The sequence below is a fragment of the Akkermansia sp. JRP_AM1 genome (assembly GCF_049262625.1).
Classification (GTDB): Bacteria; Verrucomicrobiota; Verrucomicrobiia; order Verrucomicrobiales; family Akkermansiaceae; genus Akkermansia; species Akkermansia massiliensis.
The window spans coordinates 2531694-2549668 of sequence record NZ_CP118234.1; the positions used below are offsets into that span (position 1 = coordinate 2531694).

Here is a 17975-nt window from a genome sequence, read left to right on the forward strand (position 1 = left end):
CGGACGGATTTGGAATCCGGAGTCAAGCCTACAAAATTGAAAGAAAAACGTTTTAAGGAAATTTGGCTTGGCAATATCCTGGAAATTGCCGTAGGGATTTCCTGATATAACAGGCTTTCTTTTTGTTCCGGCGATCATTACTGACCGTCTCTGCATGTTGGCGGCGGTAGCCGTCAGGGCCGGCGGTATAAGGCTGTGAAAAGGGGGATGGGGAAATGTTGCAGAGCATCAGGAAGAACAATTTTTCACGGCTGTAACATCCATACCGGATTCCAAATCCGGCATATATCTTGTGAATTGGCTAAAACCATGAAGAAATCATTCATTCTGCTATTATTGGCAGGTGCCGTCTCCGCGGCTTCTGCGGCTTCCCTGAAAATTAATCTGGGTTCTTCCTCTGCGGGGGATCCGGATTGGATCAGTGTGGCTACCCAGGCTTCCTCCATCACGGGAGGAAAAGCCGCCTCCTACGCCTCCATTGCTTCCTTGAGCAAAAACGGGGGAAATGTTTCCCCGTCCGTGGTTCTCGGCAATCTGGGCGGTCAGGACGTCACGCTCACCATGGCGTACAAAAGCACCGCCGCCATGAATGCGGGTTACCTGGACGCGACAGGCACGTCCCCCTCCATCAACTCCCTCTTCCCGGACAGCATGGCGCAATCTTCCATTTCCGGCAAGTGCAACGGGGTGAAGGGGCAGACCGTCGGCCTGCAATTCACGTTGAGCGGCCTGGCGGCCAATACCACCTATTATCTGTACGTTCTGGGCAACAACGGTTTCTCAACCAATAAAACCAGCATGGCCCTCTCGGGCGGTGTCAGCAATGTCACAGGCAGCCTGATGGACGGCTATGAAGGAGCGGGAACGGTGACCGGTTCAACCTTCCAGGGGACGACGGATTCTTCCGGCGTGGGGATGGAATGGGCATTCACCACAAACAATTCGGGCCAGGTGACGCTCACTTATGAACGCTCCGCCGGAGCGGCCGCGGATGTGGTAAATGCAGATGTCAGCTTGAACGGATTCATGCTGGCAACCGAACCCATTCCCGAACCGGCCACGGCATCCCTGGGGTTGCTCGGACTGGCGGCGCTGCTGTTGCGGCGGCGCAAAAACTAAGGAGCATTCAGCATTATCTTTGACGAGATGTCCGGAAAGAAGGGATGGACCGCCCATGTTGTTCATCCCTCCTTTCCGGCATTTTTTATTTGCAGAAGTCTATCTGTTAGATTATTTAATAACCTTATATCTATGAAAAAGAAATCTCTCTTCGGCGTCCTTGTGGCGGTGGCTCTCTCCGCTCTGGGGAATCCGGGGCAGGGTGCGGGAACGGTGGAATCCTTTGGCGTGGACTTCGGCAATGCGGCTTCTGCGGCACAGCCGGGCTGGACGAATATGGGGGTGGTGACCACCACGCCATCCTCCACGCTGAAAAGCGTGCCCCTGCGGAGGAATAACCTGGAAGCCTCTTCCTCCCCGTGCTGGCTGGAACGCTGTTTGGCCGCTCCGTTTATCTGGCGGTAACGGCCAAATCGGAAGCGAGCGTGGGAAACATGTGCTATAACAACGCCAATTCAACGTGGCGGGAAAAGGGGAAACCCGCGGAGGGCAGCCGGGCGGCGTGCTGCAGGCGGAAAGCGCCTTCTCCTTTCCGAATCATGGGGAAGCCCTGAATACGAGTCTGCAATTGTTTACCAACGGCATGGCGGTCCGGGCCGGGACGGTGCGCGTCTCCCTCTCCGGACTGGCGCCGGGCAAGGAATATGCCGTTTCTTTTTTCCTGGGCAACGGAAAGCCGGCGTACCAGTCCGTTTCCCTGGTGTCCGGAGAGCATGTGGACGTGAAGGCGCTTCAGACCTCCACCGGTTCCCGCACGGAAGACACGTGGAAAGGGGGCGTCAACACGGCGGACGCGGATACCTACATGGCGGTGGAATGGACCGCGGCAGCGGATGAGGCAGGGACGCTCGTTTTTGACGTGGTGAAGGAAGGCAGCTCCGCCGGAACCGGAACCCTGAATCTGAATGCGCTGACTGTCCGCACGGATGATACCCCGGCCCCTCCCGCTCCGGAGCCGAAGCCCGTCAGTGTGACCAAGCATAAATAGTTGAAAAGGGTGGAAATTGGTTGAAGAAGGTTGAAAAGCCTTGAAATTACTAGGTTGTTGAGGGGAGACGAAAGGGTCACGGGAGCATTTACACACATAATTCCCTGAAAGGGTGAAACCTGAAATTCTGAAAGGGTCATTTGTCCCATGTGGGACACCCTCTCCACGCTCTCTGGGTCGCTCTCCGCGCGGAGTGGCGAGGCGTCCGCGGAGTCTCCGCGGCTAGTTGGCGGGTGCTGCCAGCCTGTCTCTGGCGATACGGGCATAGTCAGGGGAAAGCTCAATGCCGTGGGCCGTGTGGCCCAGTTGCCGGGCAGCGAGAAGAGTAGTGCCAGACCCGGCAAAGGGGTCCAGAAGGCAGGAATCCGCAGGAAGAACGCTCATGAGATGGGTCATAAGATTGACGGGCTTGCCTGTGAGGTGCATCTTGTCCCCTGGGCGGAGGTATTCCCGCCAGACGCCAGCCGGAAAGACGCGCGGGCGGTCCTGCTCTTTGCCAATGCTCCCGCGTGTAGCAATCAAGATGAACTCCGATTGGTTGCGGAACATACCCTGATGCGGGCGGCAAGCCTCCGTCTTGTCCCACGTGACGAGGGCACGCCAAGTCCAGCCTGCCACCTGCAAGGCATCACTGGTTGTCGGCAATTGCCGCCAGTCTGTAAAGCACATGAACCAGCCGCTGTGGCGGGTGAGCCTGAAAGCCTCCTGCATCCACATGACAGACCAGAGGAAATGGGAACGCTGGTCCCGTGTATCCGACTCGAAAGAAAGATATTTGGCGGATGAAATGTATTTGCGTGCCGGGGAAGTCTTGCGCTCCGCGGTCGTCAATCCTCCGGAAGCATAAGGGGGGTCAGTGATGATAGCATCATAGGATTGGTCCGGAAGACCGCGCATGACCGGAAGAGAATCACCGCAGATAATAGGGGAGTTGGTGAACATGCGGCGGAGTATATAAAAAAACAGGGCGGCCTTGTACGGCTCGCCCTGGATAATCTCCGTGCCTCTAATGAATAATGGAAGCCTCTTCTGGATTTTCTCCGTTCAGATAAGCCTCCCGACGCGCTTCCGTCCAGAAATTGGGGTCTTGGCGCGTGCGTTCCAAAAAAGAAGCCACGTCGGCATAGTAGTACATGCTCATGAATGGAGTGGGACGAAGACGTTCGATGAATCCAGCATCAGCCAGACGTGCCAGAACACGGCGGCCAACGCGGAACTCACGGGATATTTCGTAGGAGGTGCCCAACTGGACAGGCTTGCCCATGCGGAGGGCATAGGTCCTTTCGTCTATTTTATATTGCCGGACCGGAACGAACCAGCGTCCGCTTTCAGGATAGGCAATAGGAAGTTCGAGTTGTTTTGCTTTTTTCATATTAATAAATTCGGTCGAGGATTTCCGGACTGGCAGGCTCAAAGTAGTAGTGGGTGGCGTAGATTTCTTCTCCGTTTTCCGGGTCCGTGAATCCCGTAGGTGCTGCGGGCTGGGTGTCACAGTTAATCCACCATTTCTTCCGCTCCTGCTCCGGCATGGCAAGATAACGTTCCAGGGTCATTTCCGGAGCGAGCAAGTCCATGAAGGCATATTCCATGTCTTCGGGAAACGTGTCCGGGAGTTCCTGGGCGTCAAAAAGAGCATCCATTTTATCCATCTGGGATTTCGTAAGATACATCATATGCGGCTTAATTGGGATTTAATGAAGTTAAAATAGTCCGGGTCCTGCTGGCGGAATCTGACGGGGTCTTCCAGTAGGCGTTGAATTCCCATGGACAGGATTTCAGAGCCTTGGACGTTTGCCACAAAGTCCTCCCTTTTCATTTCCGAATGATAGCCCCTTACGTAAACTTTGCCAATATAAGCCCGTCCTCCCCGTTCCTTCCATTTGTCTTCCAGGGCTTTTTCCACGGATTTGTATTTAACTCCCGGTTCAAGTTTGGATAAGGATTTTGCAGGCATCCCCTCCCCGCGGTCGTACAGGAAAGCTGCGGATTTACGGAGAACGTCAGGGTTGGAAAATTCGATGGCATGGGCCAGCTCGTGAGCGACGACAGACGGGGCGTGCTGGTCGGATATTTTAATATTTCCGTCCAGTTGGAAAGCGCGGAGACTGTTGTTTTTGACGATTTGCAGGCCCAGCCCGGAAGGGAGCTTGTCTGCCGGGACAATGGATGTAACGAGGTCCAGCCCCTTGCGGATGTTGGGGGAGAGTTTGCGCGGCTTGTCTGCCTTGATGCGTAGATGTGAGTCAATGATGACGGAGGACGGGGCAATCATGCCTCGCTTGTCTTTAGGCACAAGCATGCCTTCCGTGCCTAGGAAGCGGAGGGAGTCGCGATAGGTCTTGTCCCATAGTTTTGCTTGACGCTGGGCAATGTCCTTAATCATGGCTTTGTGAAGCATGCCTCCGGGATTCCAGGATTTCGCCGCTTTGATGTAAGCTTCATCCGCGGCTCTATAAGCCATCCAGGACTCAATAGATTTGTCTTGCGCCACTTGCTGGAGCAAGCTGTCCCTGTGTTCCCGGAGAGGTCCAAGGGCGGCGTCCCTGCGGGCGCGGAAGTCTTCCTTGGCTGTTTTTTCCACGGCGGCGCGCTGGTCTGCCTGCCGCTGCTGGCGAGCGGCAATGGTTTCTCCAATGCGCTTTTTCTGGGCGTCGATTTGCTCCGGAGTTTTGGCCGGACGCACGGGCGGGATCTGTGCCGGGTCAACGGGCAGCGGCTGGTCCTTGGGGTTGAAAAACGCGGAATCACCCAGGAAGCGGACCTGATTATCAAGCTGGGCTTGAATATAGCGGCGCGCCTGGTCATCCAGGCCACGGATGGATTCGTTCAGACCTTCCAAAAAGTCTTTGGCGATTGGCTGGACCTTGTCTGTCGGCTTGATGACGCCTTCCGCCTCTGCCTCGTCGCGGTCCACGTCCTCCACACCGCAGCCGGAGTTGAAGCCCCAAGGCCCCCATGGAACTTGAAAATCCCGATTGAGGGAAACCCAGAAGGCCAGGTCATCCTTGCGGCGGATGGTGCCAATAGCGGCATCATGGTAAGGGCGCGGCGTGTGAACCGGACGGACGCGGACGAATTTTGACAGGGGAAGATGTCCAGAATGTCCGGGTCCTGTCCCTCCTGCCATTGGGCGTAGGAGGCGGCCTGCTCCGTCTGGGTGTCAAAGATGAGTTGAAGGCGGCGGCAGCCGCGCAGGTCCCGGAGGTCGTTGTCATGAATTTCCGGGTCCAACGTCCCGTCATGAAGAACTTTGCCGAAGCCCTCCTCGATCATGATGTCCCTCATTTGGGCCACGAATTCCGCCCGGCCTTGATACACTTGGTATTCTTGGCCGAGGTCATTGACGGCCTTGTCTCCGCGGACATAGCCCGTCAGGTAATCCGTGATGGCCTTGGCGGCTTTTACGGAAGTGAGCGTGGCGGAAAATTGAGATTTGAGCCGGACAGCCACGGGCATGCGCCGCCATTCCGCCGTGGTCATGGCGGAGGCGACGGCTTCTTTCCCTTCCAAGAGGGATAGGGCTTCCCAAAAGGGCATGGCTTCCGGCTCTCTGACCATATTATTTTTCTTCCTTTCCGTAGGCGGCATAGAGAGCCTGCAGAACTTTGTCCCGCCGTTTGATGGCGACGGCCTGGTCCTCCGTCCGGAGACTTTGACGGTGCCGCATCGTTTTGCGTGTTTCCTTATTATATAGGGAGATGACCAGCCACCATATGTTCCTGTTAAGCCAGAGATGGTGGGTGGGCTTCATCTCGTTCTTCCTGCGGACGGTTACGGTCCAGTTAGACATGACGACGGTTTAGTTTGATTTTTTTGTCGAGAGTGGCGCGGAGTTTGTCAAGGGATGGCCGTGTGGTGGACATCCAGGCCAGGAAAGCTTCCGCGTGGACGATACAGTATTGCTCTTCTGGGTGCAGACGGATGCCGATTTTGTCGGGGTAAGGAGTCGGAGAAAGTACCTGGAACGGCACTCCATAAGTGGAGAGAGCCATGCTGATGAATTGCGCGGCGGTTTCCGTTTCAATGGTGGCGGGAGCGGTCATGCTAGTTGAGGGATTGGGTTGGAGTGATGGCCTGAATTTGGCGGCGCACCGCCTTGACGGCGGCGTCCGGCGTTTGTCCGGCGTCGATTTCTTCCAGCACGCGACGGACGGTGTCCAGGTTGTAGAACTGGTTGGCAAGGGCGCAAATGGGGGAGGTGTTGCGGATATCCATTTGCGGGAATAGTCCGCGCTGAATGGCAGATACTTCCTCCCCAGTGATGCTGGGGATATGGATGATGGCGATGCTGCGTCGCAGGAGCTGGGGGAATTCTTCGCGGCTGTCCGCAGACATGCGGGCCATATGGTCCGGGAGGGTCAGCAGGACCAAGCCGCACCGCGTCAGGTTGAGGACGGTTTTCAGGAAGTTGAGAGTTGCCCTGTTGAAGTGGTTGGCCTCGTCAATGATGATGAGGCGCGGGGCTGTCTGGAGGGCTTGAATGATGGAGCGTTCCGCGTCGCCCGCAGACCGCCAGGAGTTGCCGATGCCCAGCCCCGCGCCGATGGAGGCCAGGGCGTGCAGGTAACTTTTTTCCCAAGCCGGGGCCGCGTTGATGATAGCTCCGTTGAATCTGGAGGCCAGATAGGCCGCCGTCTTGGATTTGCCGGAACCTGTTTTTCCGACGATGAAAACCAACCGATGCTCGTCTTTGGTGCAGGAGGCCGCTTCTACGGCGTCCACGGCCAGGGAGATATGAGGAAGAAGAACGGTGTCCCCATCCACGACGGGCGCGGCTGGCTGGTCGTCACCGGAGGCAAGGGCCTGCTGGACGGCCACCAGGGCATTGTCGCAATTGCCGGACCAGGTGCCGGCCTTGATTTTACCCCAGGAGGATGCGGCCAGTGAGAACCCTACACGGCGGCAGAAGTCCTGGTCATTGAGGTGGAGGCTGGCTTGCCTGTCCGCCAGGCTGCCAACGTCCGGATGTGTTGATAATTCGTATTTGTTCATGATTTTTTAGAAGTTGAGGGTGGTTGCTGTGTTTGCCTGCCGGGCGCGGCGGCGCATGGCGGCGAAGTCGTCCCGCGTGGCGGGGGTGATTGGTTGGGGAACAGTGGAGCGGCTGTCCTCTGCCGCGGCGCGGGAAAGAGGGTCTGCCAGCTTGGAAGCGCGCACCTTAGCGGGAACCTGGACAGCGTCCGGCGGAGTGTCCGCGGTGACGTCGCCGTCCTGTCCTTTGACGCCCTGGGCAATAGAGGTTTGACCGTTGAGGGCGCGGAGGGTGGATTCCCGGCCCGTTTTTCCTGTAGCAGTCAAAAGGCGATATTCCGTGCGAACAATCTGGCGGATTTGAAGGGAAATGTCTTCGCCACATCCACCCATGCTGACCGGATTGGTGCAGGAGACTTCTCCCAGGACTTTGACGCTTCCCGGAGCCGTCACGACGGCGGAAAGCGGCCATTCGCCCAAGGGGTCAAAGTGGAGCATGAGTTCCTTTCCTTCTTCGGTCCAGAGCCACGGCGCGCTGAAGGTCCAGCGTTGCGGCACCCCCAGAGGGCCGGGGACGGTAGCCCGGAGCATTCCCCTGACCACTTTGCGCTTCACGATGGCCGGAGCCTGCAACCAGGAGAAATCGGCATCCACTTGGCGCATGGGATGCGCCGCAAGGTCCGCCTCCCAACGGTCGCGGGGAATCCACTTGCCGTACTCGCGGGATTCCACCGGATGTGTATTGAGGTAGTTAATGGCCCAGTCAATGGCGGCCAGGGCGTCCGTGAGCATGGGAAAAAGGGTGCGCGGGTCCTGGCGTCCGTTGCGGCAGGCGACGTATTTTTCGCTGGTTGATTTGTTTTCCGCCTGGTAGCGGCCAACCTGGCCGGGCACCACCGAGAGGACGGACCAGAGACGATTGAAGAAGTTTTCTACTAATTTACATTGGGGTCTTCCTTTCGCGTCAATGTGGCGGATGCCTAAGCCGTCCAGCAACCGCTGGACACGGTCGCTTTTCCAGACGCCTCCTTCCAATACGAAGGAATCAAAAATGCCTACGTCCCGGCAGGTGCGTATCATGGCTCCGGCCACGTCCTCCCCGCGGTAGGTTTGCTCGTATCTGATAATATAAGAGTAGGCGGGAATGAAGCTGGTGGCGTCGTCATGGCAGACCAAAAGTTGGAAGCGTCCCAGGCGCACGCCATATTTTTCAGCACACTTGTCGCCGCTTCCCCTCCAAGGCCATGGGACGCACACGCCAAAGTTAATGGTGGCGTCGTCCCAGGACGCGCGTTGTCCGGCTCGCAGCAGTCCTCCGTCCAGGTTGCGGCGGAGGAGTCCTGGGGAATAGGCTAATTCCCTTAATTTGCGTTCTCCTCCACGATGGTATCCAACCATGGGCCGGGCATGTTTCATAACATCCCGCGCCACTGCTGGAATGATGTGCTTGCTGGATTTGGCTGCGGCATCCCATCCAAGTTCCGGGTGTTGGCTGGCAAAAATGGACCACGCCAGCGTCATGCTGCCGCTTTTCCTGGTGGCGTTGGTCGCCAGGTAGAGGGCTGCCAGTTCTTTTTTCTGTTCCTCCGTCAGTTCCACTTTCCGAGGTCGCCCGGAACGGCCTGCGGAAAAGGCGTTGAAAGAATGGTCTGGAAGTATTGCCATGATAAATTGAATCAGGAATTATTTAGAAAAATGGCATTTGCCCTTGCCGAGGTTGATGGTGGCATCATCCCAAGATGCGTTTTGACTCCGCATGATGATGCGGTACGTCCCCCTGCTGATGCTACGTAGGAACCAGGCTGCTTTAATGTTCTCGTACATTCTTTGCCTGAAATAGCCGCGCAGGGGATAGCGGCAGCAATCACGCTCCCATTCCATACGGGACAATTCACGGTCACTGTAGATACTATGGCGTAGGGAACGATAGGCCGCCCTAAGACGGATTTGCCGTTCTATGATGGGTAAATCAATCATCGGATTGGTTATCGTTGCCCAGGCGTTGTGCCGGAAGTTGGTTGGGGTTGGTGTCCATTTGGACGCATGAAGCCATGGCGGACTGGATGGCGTCAGAACCGTCGGAGGTGGCGTTTTTCCACCCAGCATAATCAACCAGGTTGTTGAGGTTGACATACGCGCACACGGCCATTTGAAGGGCCTTCTCCTGGGTCTTTTTGAGGTTGCCGGAGATGGCTTTCAGGTCTCTTATTTTGGAGGTCAGACGGCCTATTTCCTCATGGATTAAGGCTGCCTGCCTGGATTGGTCTGAGGCCAGTTTTTCAATGGACCTTCCCAGCCCAACACGGTGATGTTGGAATAAAGCGGCAGTCAATCCATGTTGTTCCACCGTCATTTTCAGGTCCATCCCAAAATCATCTGTGCGGACGATGATGTCTGCTTCCACCTGGACCGTTGGAATTTGCAGGGCAAAACTGATGACAACAATCAGAAGTTCCTTTTCTGCGTCGGAGTCTGTGGCACATCTCAAGGTGCGGATGTCGGTCAGGCTGGCCTCGTCGATGCCGTATTTGGCCATCATCTTGTCCAGCAATTCGCGGGCATTGACGGCTTCCCCGCCCTCGCCACGCTGGGCGAGGGCGAGCAGCTTTTGAAGTTTGGCTATCAAATCGTCGTGATTCATAGTCGCGTAAAGTTAGAGGTACTTTTTAAGCTCTTCCGGCAGGTCACTAAGAACTTCCTTCAACAGTTGGGCAAAGACGCGTTTTGCTTCACCGTCAAAGACGTTCCAGTTTTGGAGGCCCGTTTTAAGACTGGTGATGGCTTTCGGGAGGATTCCGACGGGCTTCTTGCTTTCCTCGTCGATTTCGATATACACGGGGTCTTTACGGCGTTCGATGGCTATGTCTTGGGCAGCCTTTCCCCGACTGCCCGCATGGCCTGAATAAGAGTCCATTTCCCGGACTCTACGTTTTCCACGGCTTGCTTATAGAGTTCTTCCTCCTGTTCCGTTTCTGCGGTTTCCGCCCCTGTTTGGAGGATGTCCAAGCGAGCAATGTCGGAGCTAGGAGCCGGAGCCCCCAGTGCCAGACGGGACAGGCTCATGCCCTTGGCAATGTCGTCCAGAGCGGCCAAATGGCCCGCGAAATCCGCATCCAGAACGGAGGGGGTAGCCTGTAGTTCGAGGATTTTGCAAGCGGTATTGTGCGCGTCCATCCAGCGATAGGCGGTGGCACGGCTCAATCCAATCCGGGACAGGGCGTCCGTCATGGGGATATTGTTCGTCGTGCGGATATGGTTGAGGTAGGCCCCAGCTTTCAGCGCATTGGCGCAAGCGGATGTTAAATCACGTCGCACGTTATTGGCGTATTCCGCCAGGCAATTCAGCATGTTTTGAGTAATGTCTTTTTTGCTCATATTTTTTAGTGTTTGTATTGTGAAATTTCTTGTGTGAGGCCACATCGTCTGGCGGCTCCACGCATTTTAATGATGGCGTCCCGTTCCCATCGGCTGATAGTGGATTCATCCACGCCGCACCAGGCGGCCAGTTGCCGCTGGGTGAGGGAACCGGATGGAGGGAAACCGAATTCACGCGCCGCCCATTTCCTTACAGCGGGACGGCGCAGCAGACGCAGCAGGCACAGGACCTTTAACTCCGGGCTTACGGCATCCCAGTCCTTGTCAGTAAGTGGCGCGGTCATGATTATTAGCGGTAAATAATACAGTCGATGACGGCCAAGGCGACAATCCAGAGGAACACACCCAGGCAGGCGACCAGGATGACGGCTCCCCAGCGGATAGCGTGTTTTTCTTCTTCTGGCGCGAAAACCAGAGGGCAGCCATATAGGGCTTTCTGTTTGTCCTCCCGGTCACGGCGGGCATATTTGCGTTGATGTTCGTTCATTTTCGTATTTGGGGTTGAAGTTGTTATTTCCCTCTCCGATATGGGAGGGCATGAATGCGACGAAGAAGGGATATGCTTTGCCTATGTCCATTGAGGACAAAGCTTATTTGCTGGTAGGTAACACCAAGGAAAGGGGCCGCAGTCCTATAAGACCACCCTTTCCTCTTCAAAATTTCCCGCGCGGCCAAAACCTCCGGGGAGAGTTGGCGATTGCTTTTAATGTGTACACGCGTTAACATACACTTTTCGTATTACATATTTCGTAAACATGCAAGAGAAAAATACAAATCTCGTAAATTTCAAGAGCCTCCGTGAACAATCTGGAATGACTCTCTCCCAGCTTTCAGAGTTGTCTGGCTATAGCATTGCATCCATAAATGGATTAGAATTAAATGACATAGGAAGTAAACGACTGAGAGATAGAATCCTGTCTATCCTGTTACAAAAAACAGAAGAAGGTGACAAAACAGAAATTCAGCATTGGCGAGATAGAGCGTTACGCGCAGAGGAAAAGCTCAATCAACTCAAATCAGCCATGCAGGGATGGCTTAAAAAAATTTAGCTCACTTGTTCACGGGTGAACAGTTGCCTTTAAAGTATAAGTACTTATTGTTAATCGTTAACGCCGAAAAAACGTGTCTCACGTGAGACACATTGAAGAATTGATACATTGCCGGGACAAGTCATCCTTTGTAAGGTGTTAGTCCTATGTGTAAACAGATTGACTTTAAGACGTTGAGAGAAAAGACAAGATTGACTTTGTCGAACCTTGCAGAGTTGTCCGGATATAGCGTTTTGCATATCGTCCGCTTGGAAAATGGCGGGGATGTATCATCCTGCATGCGGGACAAAATCCTCTCCATCTTGCTGCAAACTCAAGAAGAAGGAATGGCGTCAGAAGTTAAAATATGGAGGGATAGGGCATTGCAGGCGGAGGAAAAATTATGCCTGCTGAAAGACGCTATGGTGGGATGGATTAAGAAGATTTAGGCTTGTAGGTGTTGGGCGATTATCCTATATGGTTGGCATGCGTTACGTTATTTTGTTTTTAGCTTTGGCATTTTCCTGGACGGGGCAGGCAGAGGAAAAAGAATACACCTTTGAGCCGTTGCCTAAAGAAGAATTAGCTAAGGAAAAACCTGTAAAGATACGAATGTACTTTAATCAAAAAGTGCCTCAAGGCATGCTCATGTACATGGGGAGCGCAAGCTGGACTGCCTTTGCTGGCCGTACCATTGTCACTTGGGAGCCTGATTATGGCAGGGTTGTGCTGCTGCACAAATACAAGGGAAAACCATTAGCGGAAGGTGATTCTGTGGACATAGAAGCACGCATCATTGGTGTTTATACCTATAGAGAAAGGTCATACAAGGTTTACAAGTTTGTCAAGGAATTAACTGAAAAAGAGCTTAACAACTAAAAACTCCACAACATTTTACCATGCAGGCCGCGCCGTACAAGGTGCGGCCTTTTTTGTGCCAAAATGGCGCCCTCCTATAAATAGGGTAATTAACAAATGAAGAACCATGAATAACATTAACAAGGAAGAAGCTGCCGGAATCATCACGCGCATCCTGATGGCGTGTAGAATCCCCTCCAACTGGGCCAAGGTCCTTGCCGGGGCCATCATTGGAGCCGTCGTCGCCTGGATGTCCTTGACCCAGTCGTCTTGCGCTTCCAAGACGCAGGCCGACCCTCCGGGCCATACCGGAATCAGCATCCAGAACGGTCAATACACCCTCACCCGTGATGGCCGGACACTGACCTGGGACGATAAGACGCATGCCCTGGTTTGGACGCAGGCCGCCCCGGAAACGTCCGTCCCTCCCGTTGTCCAGCAAGTCAAGTAACCCCAACCTTTCCGGGCGGGGTCATCCCGCCCGGAACCTGTATAGAAAGGAAAAACTATCATGAAAGTATGTATCGACATCGGACATTGCCCGTCCGCGCCTGGCGCGGAAAATAGCCATTACGGAATGAGCGAGTACCGTTTTTGGAAGTCGTATGCCCAGTTGTTGGTTAACTATCTCAACGGTTACGGCCACGGGGCCGTTATCGTCAACCGGGAAACGGAAGGGGGAGGCACGGGCATGACTGCCTGCGTGCGGGCTTGTAATGAGGCCAACGCCGACGTGATTGTGGCCCTGCATGCCAATGCTTTCAACAAGACGGCCAGCGGCACGGAAACCCTGTACTGGCATGCGTCCCCCCGCGGGAAGCGTCTGGCCCAGTGCATCCAGACGCAGATGGTCAAGGCCCTGGGATTGCCGGACCGGGGCATCAAGCCCATTACCGGGACAGAGCGCGGCGGCGCACAGCTACGCGGAACCGTGGCTCCCTGCGTCATTGTAGAGCCGTTTTTCATCGACAACGATGCCGACTATGAAACGGCCCTTGAAAACGCCTCTAATCTGTGCGGAGCCATTGCCGTAGGCATTGCCAACTACTAGCCCCAACATGGAAAACAGTGAATTCCTGTGGCAGGCCGTCACCGTCGCGTCTGTTGTCGGTAACGCCTTGCAAGCGTGGGTGCGGCTAAAGTCCCAGGGGAAACCACAATCCGTCGAGATTGAAAAGCAGCCTGTATCCATCTTGAAAAGCCGTCAAGCCGCCACAATGGACAATGTGAAAGTGCTGCACAAGCGTATCAATGGCATTGATGGCCGCATTGACAGGCTGGAACAAACGCAGGCCCAGGACAAAAAAGACATCATCACGGAAATCATCAAGATACGAAACGACACCAACGAATATTTACAGGGCCTCCAACGGTCAATAGGCCGCCTGGAAGGGGGCCGCCTTACGGAGAAGTAACTGCCATTCAGGCCGCGGTGTGCAAGCCGCGGCCTGAATTGTTTTAAAATCCCACCATCATGACCGAAGCGCAGAAAGTAAGACAGCTTATCCTTGAACTGCTGAACATCAGCGGTGGCCTCTCCATGTCCACGGAAAAACTGGTTACAGAAGTGAGGCTTGCCGGATTTGACCACCGCCAGGTAGAGGCGGAACTGGAAACCCTGTCTGCCCTGGGATATGTCCTCCGCCTGCCTCCCTCTCCGTTTGGCGTCCGCTGGAAAATTCTCACCGCGGGAAAGGAGGCCCTGCTGTCATGACCACCGTCCGGACAGCCGCGGCGGCAATCAGCCGCATGCCTGCCAGGGTCCAGGATGCCGTCAGCCGATGTCTGGCCGACGGTGGAACCTGGCGTGATGTGGCATCCTTGTGTGCCGCGGAGGGATACCCCAATGTTAATGCCCAGAACGTCACCAATTACCGCAAGGGCGCACACAAGGACTGGTTAGCCCGCCAGGAACGTTTGGTTGCCGCCCGTGACCGCTATGCCTGGAAAGTGGACCTGCTCAAAAAATACACGGAAGAGGGAGGCCCTGCGGAAGCCGGACTGGCGGCTGCCATGGACATGCTGGAAGGCGCACTTGACGGCCTGGACGTGTCCGACATCCAAACCATGATTGCCGACAAGCCCGGCAAGATGCTGGATATTATCAAACTCATGATGTCCCTTCGCCGGGAAATGGCGGACATCCGCCGGGAAAACCGCGAAGCCGCCGCGGCGGAAGCGGCCAGCCAGAAAAAGGCCCAATCCGGCAATGGCCTCACGGAAGAACAAATTGCCGCCATTGAAAATGCCATGAACCTGATTTAACGCCATGAGCAAGGTCCATGTTATCAAGAAGGCGGAACGGATGCCGCGGAGCATGTCTTACCAGGCGAGTTACCTGGAAGACGAAAGCGACAATATTCTGGTGGAAAAAGGCCGCCAGGAGGGCTTTTCGGAATACACCGCCCTCAAGGCGGTGCGTGCCTGCGTCAAAAAAGGCGCATTATATGATTGGTGGATATGCTCGCGGGACAAGACTGCGGCAAAACTGTTTGTCGATGACTGCAAAAAATGGGCGGAAATCTATAATCTTGGGGCCGTTGAACTCGGAGAAGAAATCATTGAAGACGAAACGGTCTTCAGCATTACTTTTTCCACAGGCCGGACCATTTTTGCCCTGTCCAGCAACCCGGATGTATTGGCAGGCAAGCGTGGTTGTGTGGTACTGGATGAATATGCGGTTCATAAACAGCAGCAGAAACTGTTGAAGGTATCCTCCGCCGTGACGCAGTGGGGCGGCCAGCGCATCGTCATCTCGACTCACCGCGGCAAACAATCCGTCTTTAACCAGCTCATTAACGATTGTGTCAATAACGGCAATCCGATGGGATGGAGCTTCCATAAAGTCACCATTGTGGACGCGGTGAATGCAGGCATTGTCGAACGCATCAACGCCAAGACGGGCAAGTCAATGACCCATGAGGAATTCCTCAAATCCTGCCGGGCAAAATGTCTTACAGAAGCCGATTATCTGGAAGAATACATGTGCGTACCGCAGGATACGGCGGGGCAGCTTATCCCCTGGGACACGATCATTGCATGTACCAATGAACGTTATGCTTCCGCCGCGGGGAATATTGCGGAGGAAGAAGGAGAATTTGGGATTGGCGTGGACGTGGCGCGCATGTCGGACCTGCACTGTTACATTGCGCTCAAGCCCTGGCACGACCGCTTTATCGTCCGCTTGGTGTACTATCACAAAGACCATTCCTGGAAAAGCCGGGACAAAAAACTCGACGAGATGACCGGAACGGAGGGCGTGAAGCTGGTAGTCATCGACCAGACAAGTATAGGCGACAAGTATGTTATGGACGCCAAGGAACGGAAGAACGGGCACAAAGTGCGCGGCGTCATTTTCAATAATGCTACAAAGGAAGAACTAGCATCCAATCTGGCGCGGGCTATGGAAGCCGGAAAAATCATCATCCCCAACCACGACCTCCTGCGAGCTCATATTGCCGCTATTGAAAAAGGCTACACCAAGACGGGACTGGTCTGTTACAACGCGGACCGGACCGACAGCGGCCACGCCGACCTCTTCTGGGCCCTGGCTCTCGCCTATCATTCCCTGACAATGAAAGCGCAAGAAGGCACCTGGACACGTGAAACGGTGGACGGCGTCATCATGGGCCGTGGCCGGGGTAAATACCACCACAAGAGAAGAACTTTAAACCGTAAATAAACATGACCATCACCCTCAAAAAGAATATTGCCTCCGCGGCGCACCGCGGACCCTCTAGCGCGAGCTTGCCACCCGCAGCCGGGTCAATGACCGTCAAGCAGATTTTAGCGGCTAAAAACGCCCGTCAGGCATCCGACCTACAACGCATCCTCATACCCCCTGCGCGTCCGCGCTGGATGATGCCGGACCTAGCCTGGGTAACTCCGGATTACATTGCCCGCGTACTTGACGCATCCCTGAACGGAGATTGCCCTGAAGAAGAACATGCCCTGTATGACCTCATGTGCCGGACCTGGCCGCGGTTGGTGAAGAATGTAACCGAACTGAAAAATGCGGTGTGCGGCCTGCAGTGGAATGTCCAGGATGAGGAAGGACGGGAAGAGATGAAACATCTGGCCGAACGTACCAGGGACGGGATGAAAGGTAACTACCGCGAGAACGGCCAAGGTTGGCGTGGGACAGTCAACGGACTGCTTGACGGCTGGTTCTGCGGGGTCACAGTATGGGAAATTGACTGGGAAGTTCGTGGCTGTGTCCACATGCCGCAAGCGTGGCTTCCTCGCCAAACGCGGAAAGTCCATCCCCGCTGGTATGGATGGGACGTGGAAAGCGGATTGTTCGGAATGCGGTCCCCTGGGTCTGATACCCTAGGGGATTTCCTCCCGAGCAAATTCTTAGTGGCTGTCAATAACGTCTCTTTCGGCCATCCGTCCGGCGGGGCATTGTTGCGCTCTCTTGCTTGGTATTGGTGCGCGGCCAATTTTAGCGCGGACTGGCTGCTAAATTTCGCTCAAATTTTTGGGCAACCGATCCGCTGGGCTACTTATGACAAGAGTGACCCGGAGTTAAAGGATATTATGGAGTCCATGCTTGAAAACATGGGTGCCGCCGCTTGGGCTGCCGCACCTACTGGCAGCACTCTTGAACTCAAGGAGCCGTCCAACAAGGGCAGCGATAACCCGCAAAACCAGATGATTGATATGGCGGATACCGCCTGCGACCTGCTGATATTGGGGCAGACCTTGACCTCCTCGCCGGGCGAAGCCGGGAGCCGTGCCTTGGGAGAAGTCCACTACAATGTCCGGAGCGACATCATTGACGCCGCCGCGGACTGGGTCGCGGAAGTCATGAATGAACAGTTATTGACTGCCGTTTTCGATTTTAACGGACCAGCTGGAAATGAAGATTCGTCTTTGCCTTATTTCGCCCCCACTAGTAAGGAAGTCAAAGACCGCAATGCCGCCGTGGACCGTATCGGCAAAATACTCGACAAGGGGATACCCTTGTCCAAGAGCTACGTCTACGAGACAATTGAAGCTCCTATGCCCGGTGATGATGAAGAATTGTTTGAAAGCCAGGGAGACGACAAAGTATATCCCAAAGCCCTGGCGTTAACGTCCATGGTCAGCAACGGCCTCCCCGTGTCCCAGGCATGGGCCTACAGCTATATGGGCTTCCCAGCCCCCGCGGCAGGGGAAGCCGTTATCACGCCTCCCGCCTCCGGGATTGGCAATCCGGCCCTGATGGCAAAAGCCCTGGATGGCATGCCCTCCGCGGCCAGGGAATACTATCTGGGGGAACTCAACAAAGCGGCTGCCTCTCTATGACCAGGGACGACCAACTGGCAGCCTTGAACAAGTCCATCCTCCGGGACCTGCCGGACATCCTGGACGCCTGGCTGGGGGATGCCCGGCCAGGGTTGGAAAAACTGACCCGCGCCGCCTGTGACGACACCCTCACGGACGACGAATTCCGGCGCATGGTGGCCGACTACCTGGCATCCGGCAAGTTGCTCAAAAGCCTGCATCCTGCCGCCCTGGCGGAAGCCATGGAACACGCCATGGGCACGGCGGCAGTTATCGGCAAAACCTCCGTCCCCCGCGTATGAGCATTGACCTGAAATTGACTAGGGACACGGTGACGCCGGAACTGGAACGACTGGCCTCACGCCAGC

29 protein-coding genes are annotated in these 17975 nt (G+C 55.2%); 14 read left to right on the forward strand and 15 right to left on the reverse strand.

Going from position 1 to position 17975, the window contains the following annotated elements; genetic code table 11:
* Positions 1-309: 309 nt before the first annotated feature.
* From PVA48_RS12140 to PVA48_RS12150, 3 genes are all read left to right on the forward strand, one after another.
* Positions 310-1119 (forward strand): PEP-CTERM sorting domain-containing protein, encoded by an 810-nt coding sequence (locus PVA48_RS12140; RefSeq protein ID WP_022397394.1) that lies wholly within the window; start codon positions 310-312, stop codon positions 1117-1119.
* A gap of 132 nt (positions 1120-1251) precedes the next feature.
* Complete coding sequence (locus PVA48_RS12145; protein ID WP_423231817.1) at positions 1252-1524, forward strand: hypothetical protein; 273 nt, start codon at positions 1252-1254, stop codon at positions 1522-1524.
* A gap of 55 nt (positions 1525-1579) precedes the next feature.
* On the forward strand, positions 1580-2107 hold the full coding sequence (locus PVA48_RS12150) for a hypothetical protein (protein ID WP_423231818.1): 528 nt from the start codon (positions 1580-1582) through the stop codon (positions 2105-2107).
* A gap of 222 nt (positions 2108-2329) precedes the next feature.
* Here PVA48_RS12150 and PVA48_RS12155 read toward each other — a convergent pair whose 3' ends face one another.
* The 15 genes from PVA48_RS12155 to PVA48_RS12225 all read right to left on the reverse strand — a co-directional run bounded on the left by PVA48_RS12155 (position 2330) and on the right by PVA48_RS12225 (position 10940).
* A complete protein-coding gene (locus PVA48_RS12155) occupies positions 2330-3049 on the reverse strand; it encodes a DNA-methyltransferase (RefSeq protein WP_102726918.1) in 720 nt (239 codons plus the stop codon).
* Between the two features lie 64 nt (positions 3050-3113).
* A complete protein-coding gene (locus PVA48_RS12160; protein ID WP_102726917.1) occupies positions 3114-3479 on the reverse strand; it encodes a hypothetical protein in 366 nt (121 codons plus the stop codon).
* 1 nt (position 3480) lies between these two features.
* Complete coding sequence (locus tag PVA48_RS12165) at positions 3481-3780, reverse strand: hypothetical protein (protein WP_102728076.1); 300 nt, start codon at positions 3778-3780, stop codon at positions 3481-3483.
* Positions 3777-5030, reverse strand: coding sequence for a hypothetical protein (locus PVA48_RS12170; RefSeq protein ID WP_423231819.1), 1254 nt, complete (start codon positions 5028-5030; stop codon positions 3777-3779). The genes PVA48_RS12165 and PVA48_RS12170 overlap by 4 nt, the downstream gene beginning before the upstream one ends.
* Positions 4934-5665 (reverse strand): hypothetical protein, encoded by a 732-nt coding sequence (locus PVA48_RS12175; RefSeq protein WP_423231820.1) that lies wholly within the window; start codon positions 5663-5665, stop codon positions 4934-4936. Before PVA48_RS12175 ends, PVA48_RS12170 begins: the two co-directional genes overlap by 97 nt.
* A 1-nt stretch (position 5666) precedes the next feature.
* On the reverse strand, positions 5667-5897 hold the full coding sequence (locus PVA48_RS12180) for a hypothetical protein (protein WP_102726914.1): 231 nt from the start codon (positions 5895-5897) through the stop codon (positions 5667-5669).
* Entirely contained in the window at positions 5890-6150 is a 261-nt protein-coding gene (locus PVA48_RS12185; protein WP_102726913.1) for a hypothetical protein, read from the reverse strand. The genes PVA48_RS12180 and PVA48_RS12185 overlap by 8 nt, the downstream gene beginning before the upstream one ends.
* 1 nt (position 6151) lies before the next feature.
* A complete protein-coding gene (locus PVA48_RS12190) occupies positions 6152-7099 on the reverse strand; it encodes an AAA family ATPase (protein WP_102726912.1) in 948 nt (315 codons plus the stop codon).
* A gap of 6 nt (positions 7100-7105) precedes the next feature.
* Positions 7106-8743: a hypothetical protein gene (locus PVA48_RS12195; protein WP_146019237.1), complete on the reverse strand. Its 1638-nt coding sequence runs from the start codon at positions 8741-8743 to the stop codon at positions 7106-7108.
* Between the two features lie 18 nt (positions 8744-8761).
* Positions 8762-9055, reverse strand: coding sequence for a hypothetical protein (locus tag PVA48_RS12200; protein ID WP_102726910.1), 294 nt, complete (start codon positions 9053-9055; stop codon positions 8762-8764).
* A complete protein-coding gene (locus tag PVA48_RS12205) occupies positions 9048-9719 on the reverse strand; it encodes a DUF2786 domain-containing protein (protein WP_102726909.1) in 672 nt (223 codons plus the stop codon). Before PVA48_RS12205 ends, PVA48_RS12200 begins: the two co-directional genes overlap by 8 nt.
* A 12-nt stretch (positions 9720-9731) precedes the next feature.
* Entirely contained in the window at positions 9732-9914 is a 183-nt protein-coding gene (locus PVA48_RS12210) for a hypothetical protein (RefSeq protein ID WP_423231821.1), read from the reverse strand.
* A gap of 23 nt (positions 9915-9937) precedes the next feature.
* Positions 9938-10453, reverse strand: a complete 516-nt coding sequence (locus PVA48_RS12215; protein ID WP_423231822.1) for a hypothetical protein — start codon at positions 10451-10453, stop codon at positions 9938-9940.
* A 5-nt stretch (positions 10454-10458) separates the two neighbouring features.
* A complete protein-coding gene (locus PVA48_RS12220) occupies positions 10459-10737 on the reverse strand; it encodes a helix-turn-helix domain-containing protein (RefSeq protein ID WP_102726907.1) in 279 nt (92 codons plus the stop codon).
* A 5-nt stretch (positions 10738-10742) separates the two neighbouring features.
* Positions 10743-10940: a hypothetical protein gene (locus tag PVA48_RS12225; protein ID WP_102726906.1), complete on the reverse strand. Its 198-nt coding sequence runs from the start codon at positions 10938-10940 to the stop codon at positions 10743-10745.
* 268 nt (positions 10941-11208) lie between these two features.
* Between PVA48_RS12225 and PVA48_RS12230 the strand changes: the two genes are divergently transcribed.
* The 11 genes from PVA48_RS12230 to PVA48_RS12280 all read left to right on the forward strand — a co-directional run bounded on the left by PVA48_RS12230 (position 11209) and on the right by PVA48_RS12280 (position 17909).
* The gene (locus tag PVA48_RS12230; protein WP_102726904.1) at positions 11209-11502 is read left to right on the forward strand and encodes a helix-turn-helix domain-containing protein; all 294 of its coding nucleotides are present in this window, start codon (positions 11209-11211) and stop codon (positions 11500-11502) included.
* Positions 11503-11675: 173 nt separating this feature from the next.
* On the forward strand, positions 11676-11930 hold the full coding sequence (locus tag PVA48_RS12235; RefSeq protein WP_146024312.1) for a hypothetical protein: 255 nt from the start codon (positions 11676-11678) through the stop codon (positions 11928-11930).
* A 37-nt stretch (positions 11931-11967) separates the two neighbouring features.
* Positions 11968-12360, forward strand: coding sequence for a hypothetical protein (locus tag PVA48_RS12240; RefSeq protein ID WP_146019236.1), 393 nt, complete (start codon positions 11968-11970; stop codon positions 12358-12360).
* A gap of 106 nt (positions 12361-12466) precedes the next feature.
* Positions 12467-12790, forward strand: coding sequence for a hypothetical protein (locus tag PVA48_RS12245; RefSeq protein WP_102726901.1), 324 nt, complete (start codon positions 12467-12469; stop codon positions 12788-12790).
* Positions 12791-12850: 60 nt separating this feature from the next.
* Positions 12851-13390 carry an N-acetylmuramoyl-L-alanine amidase gene (locus PVA48_RS12250; RefSeq protein WP_102726900.1) on the forward strand — a complete coding sequence of 180 codons (540 nt, stop codon included), beginning with the start codon at positions 12851-12853 and terminating at the stop codon, positions 13388-13390.
* A 7-nt stretch (positions 13391-13397) separates the two neighbouring features.
* Positions 13398-13754 (forward strand): hypothetical protein, encoded by a 357-nt coding sequence (locus PVA48_RS12255; protein ID WP_102726899.1) that lies wholly within the window; start codon positions 13398-13400, stop codon positions 13752-13754.
* A 59-nt stretch (positions 13755-13813) separates the two neighbouring features.
* On the forward strand, positions 13814-14053 hold the full coding sequence (locus PVA48_RS12260; protein WP_102726898.1) for a hypothetical protein: 240 nt from the start codon (positions 13814-13816) through the stop codon (positions 14051-14053).
* Positions 14050-14604: a hypothetical protein gene (locus PVA48_RS12265; protein ID WP_102726897.1), complete on the forward strand. Its 555-nt coding sequence runs from the start codon at positions 14050-14052 to the stop codon at positions 14602-14604. The genes PVA48_RS12260 and PVA48_RS12265 overlap by 4 nt, the downstream gene beginning before the upstream one ends.
* A gap of 4 nt (positions 14605-14608) precedes the next feature.
* Positions 14609-16021 (forward strand): terminase large subunit domain-containing protein, encoded by a 1413-nt coding sequence (locus PVA48_RS12270; protein WP_102726896.1) that lies wholly within the window; start codon positions 14609-14611, stop codon positions 16019-16021.
* A gap of 2 nt (positions 16022-16023) precedes the next feature.
* Entirely contained in the window at positions 16024-17628 is a 1605-nt protein-coding gene (locus tag PVA48_RS12275) for a phage portal protein family protein (RefSeq protein WP_102726895.1), read from the forward strand.
* Between the two features lie 23 nt (positions 17629-17651).
* Positions 17652-17909 (forward strand): hypothetical protein, encoded by a 258-nt coding sequence (locus PVA48_RS12280; RefSeq protein WP_423231823.1) that lies wholly within the window; start codon positions 17652-17654, stop codon positions 17907-17909.
* Positions 17910-17975 lie beyond the last annotated feature (66 nt).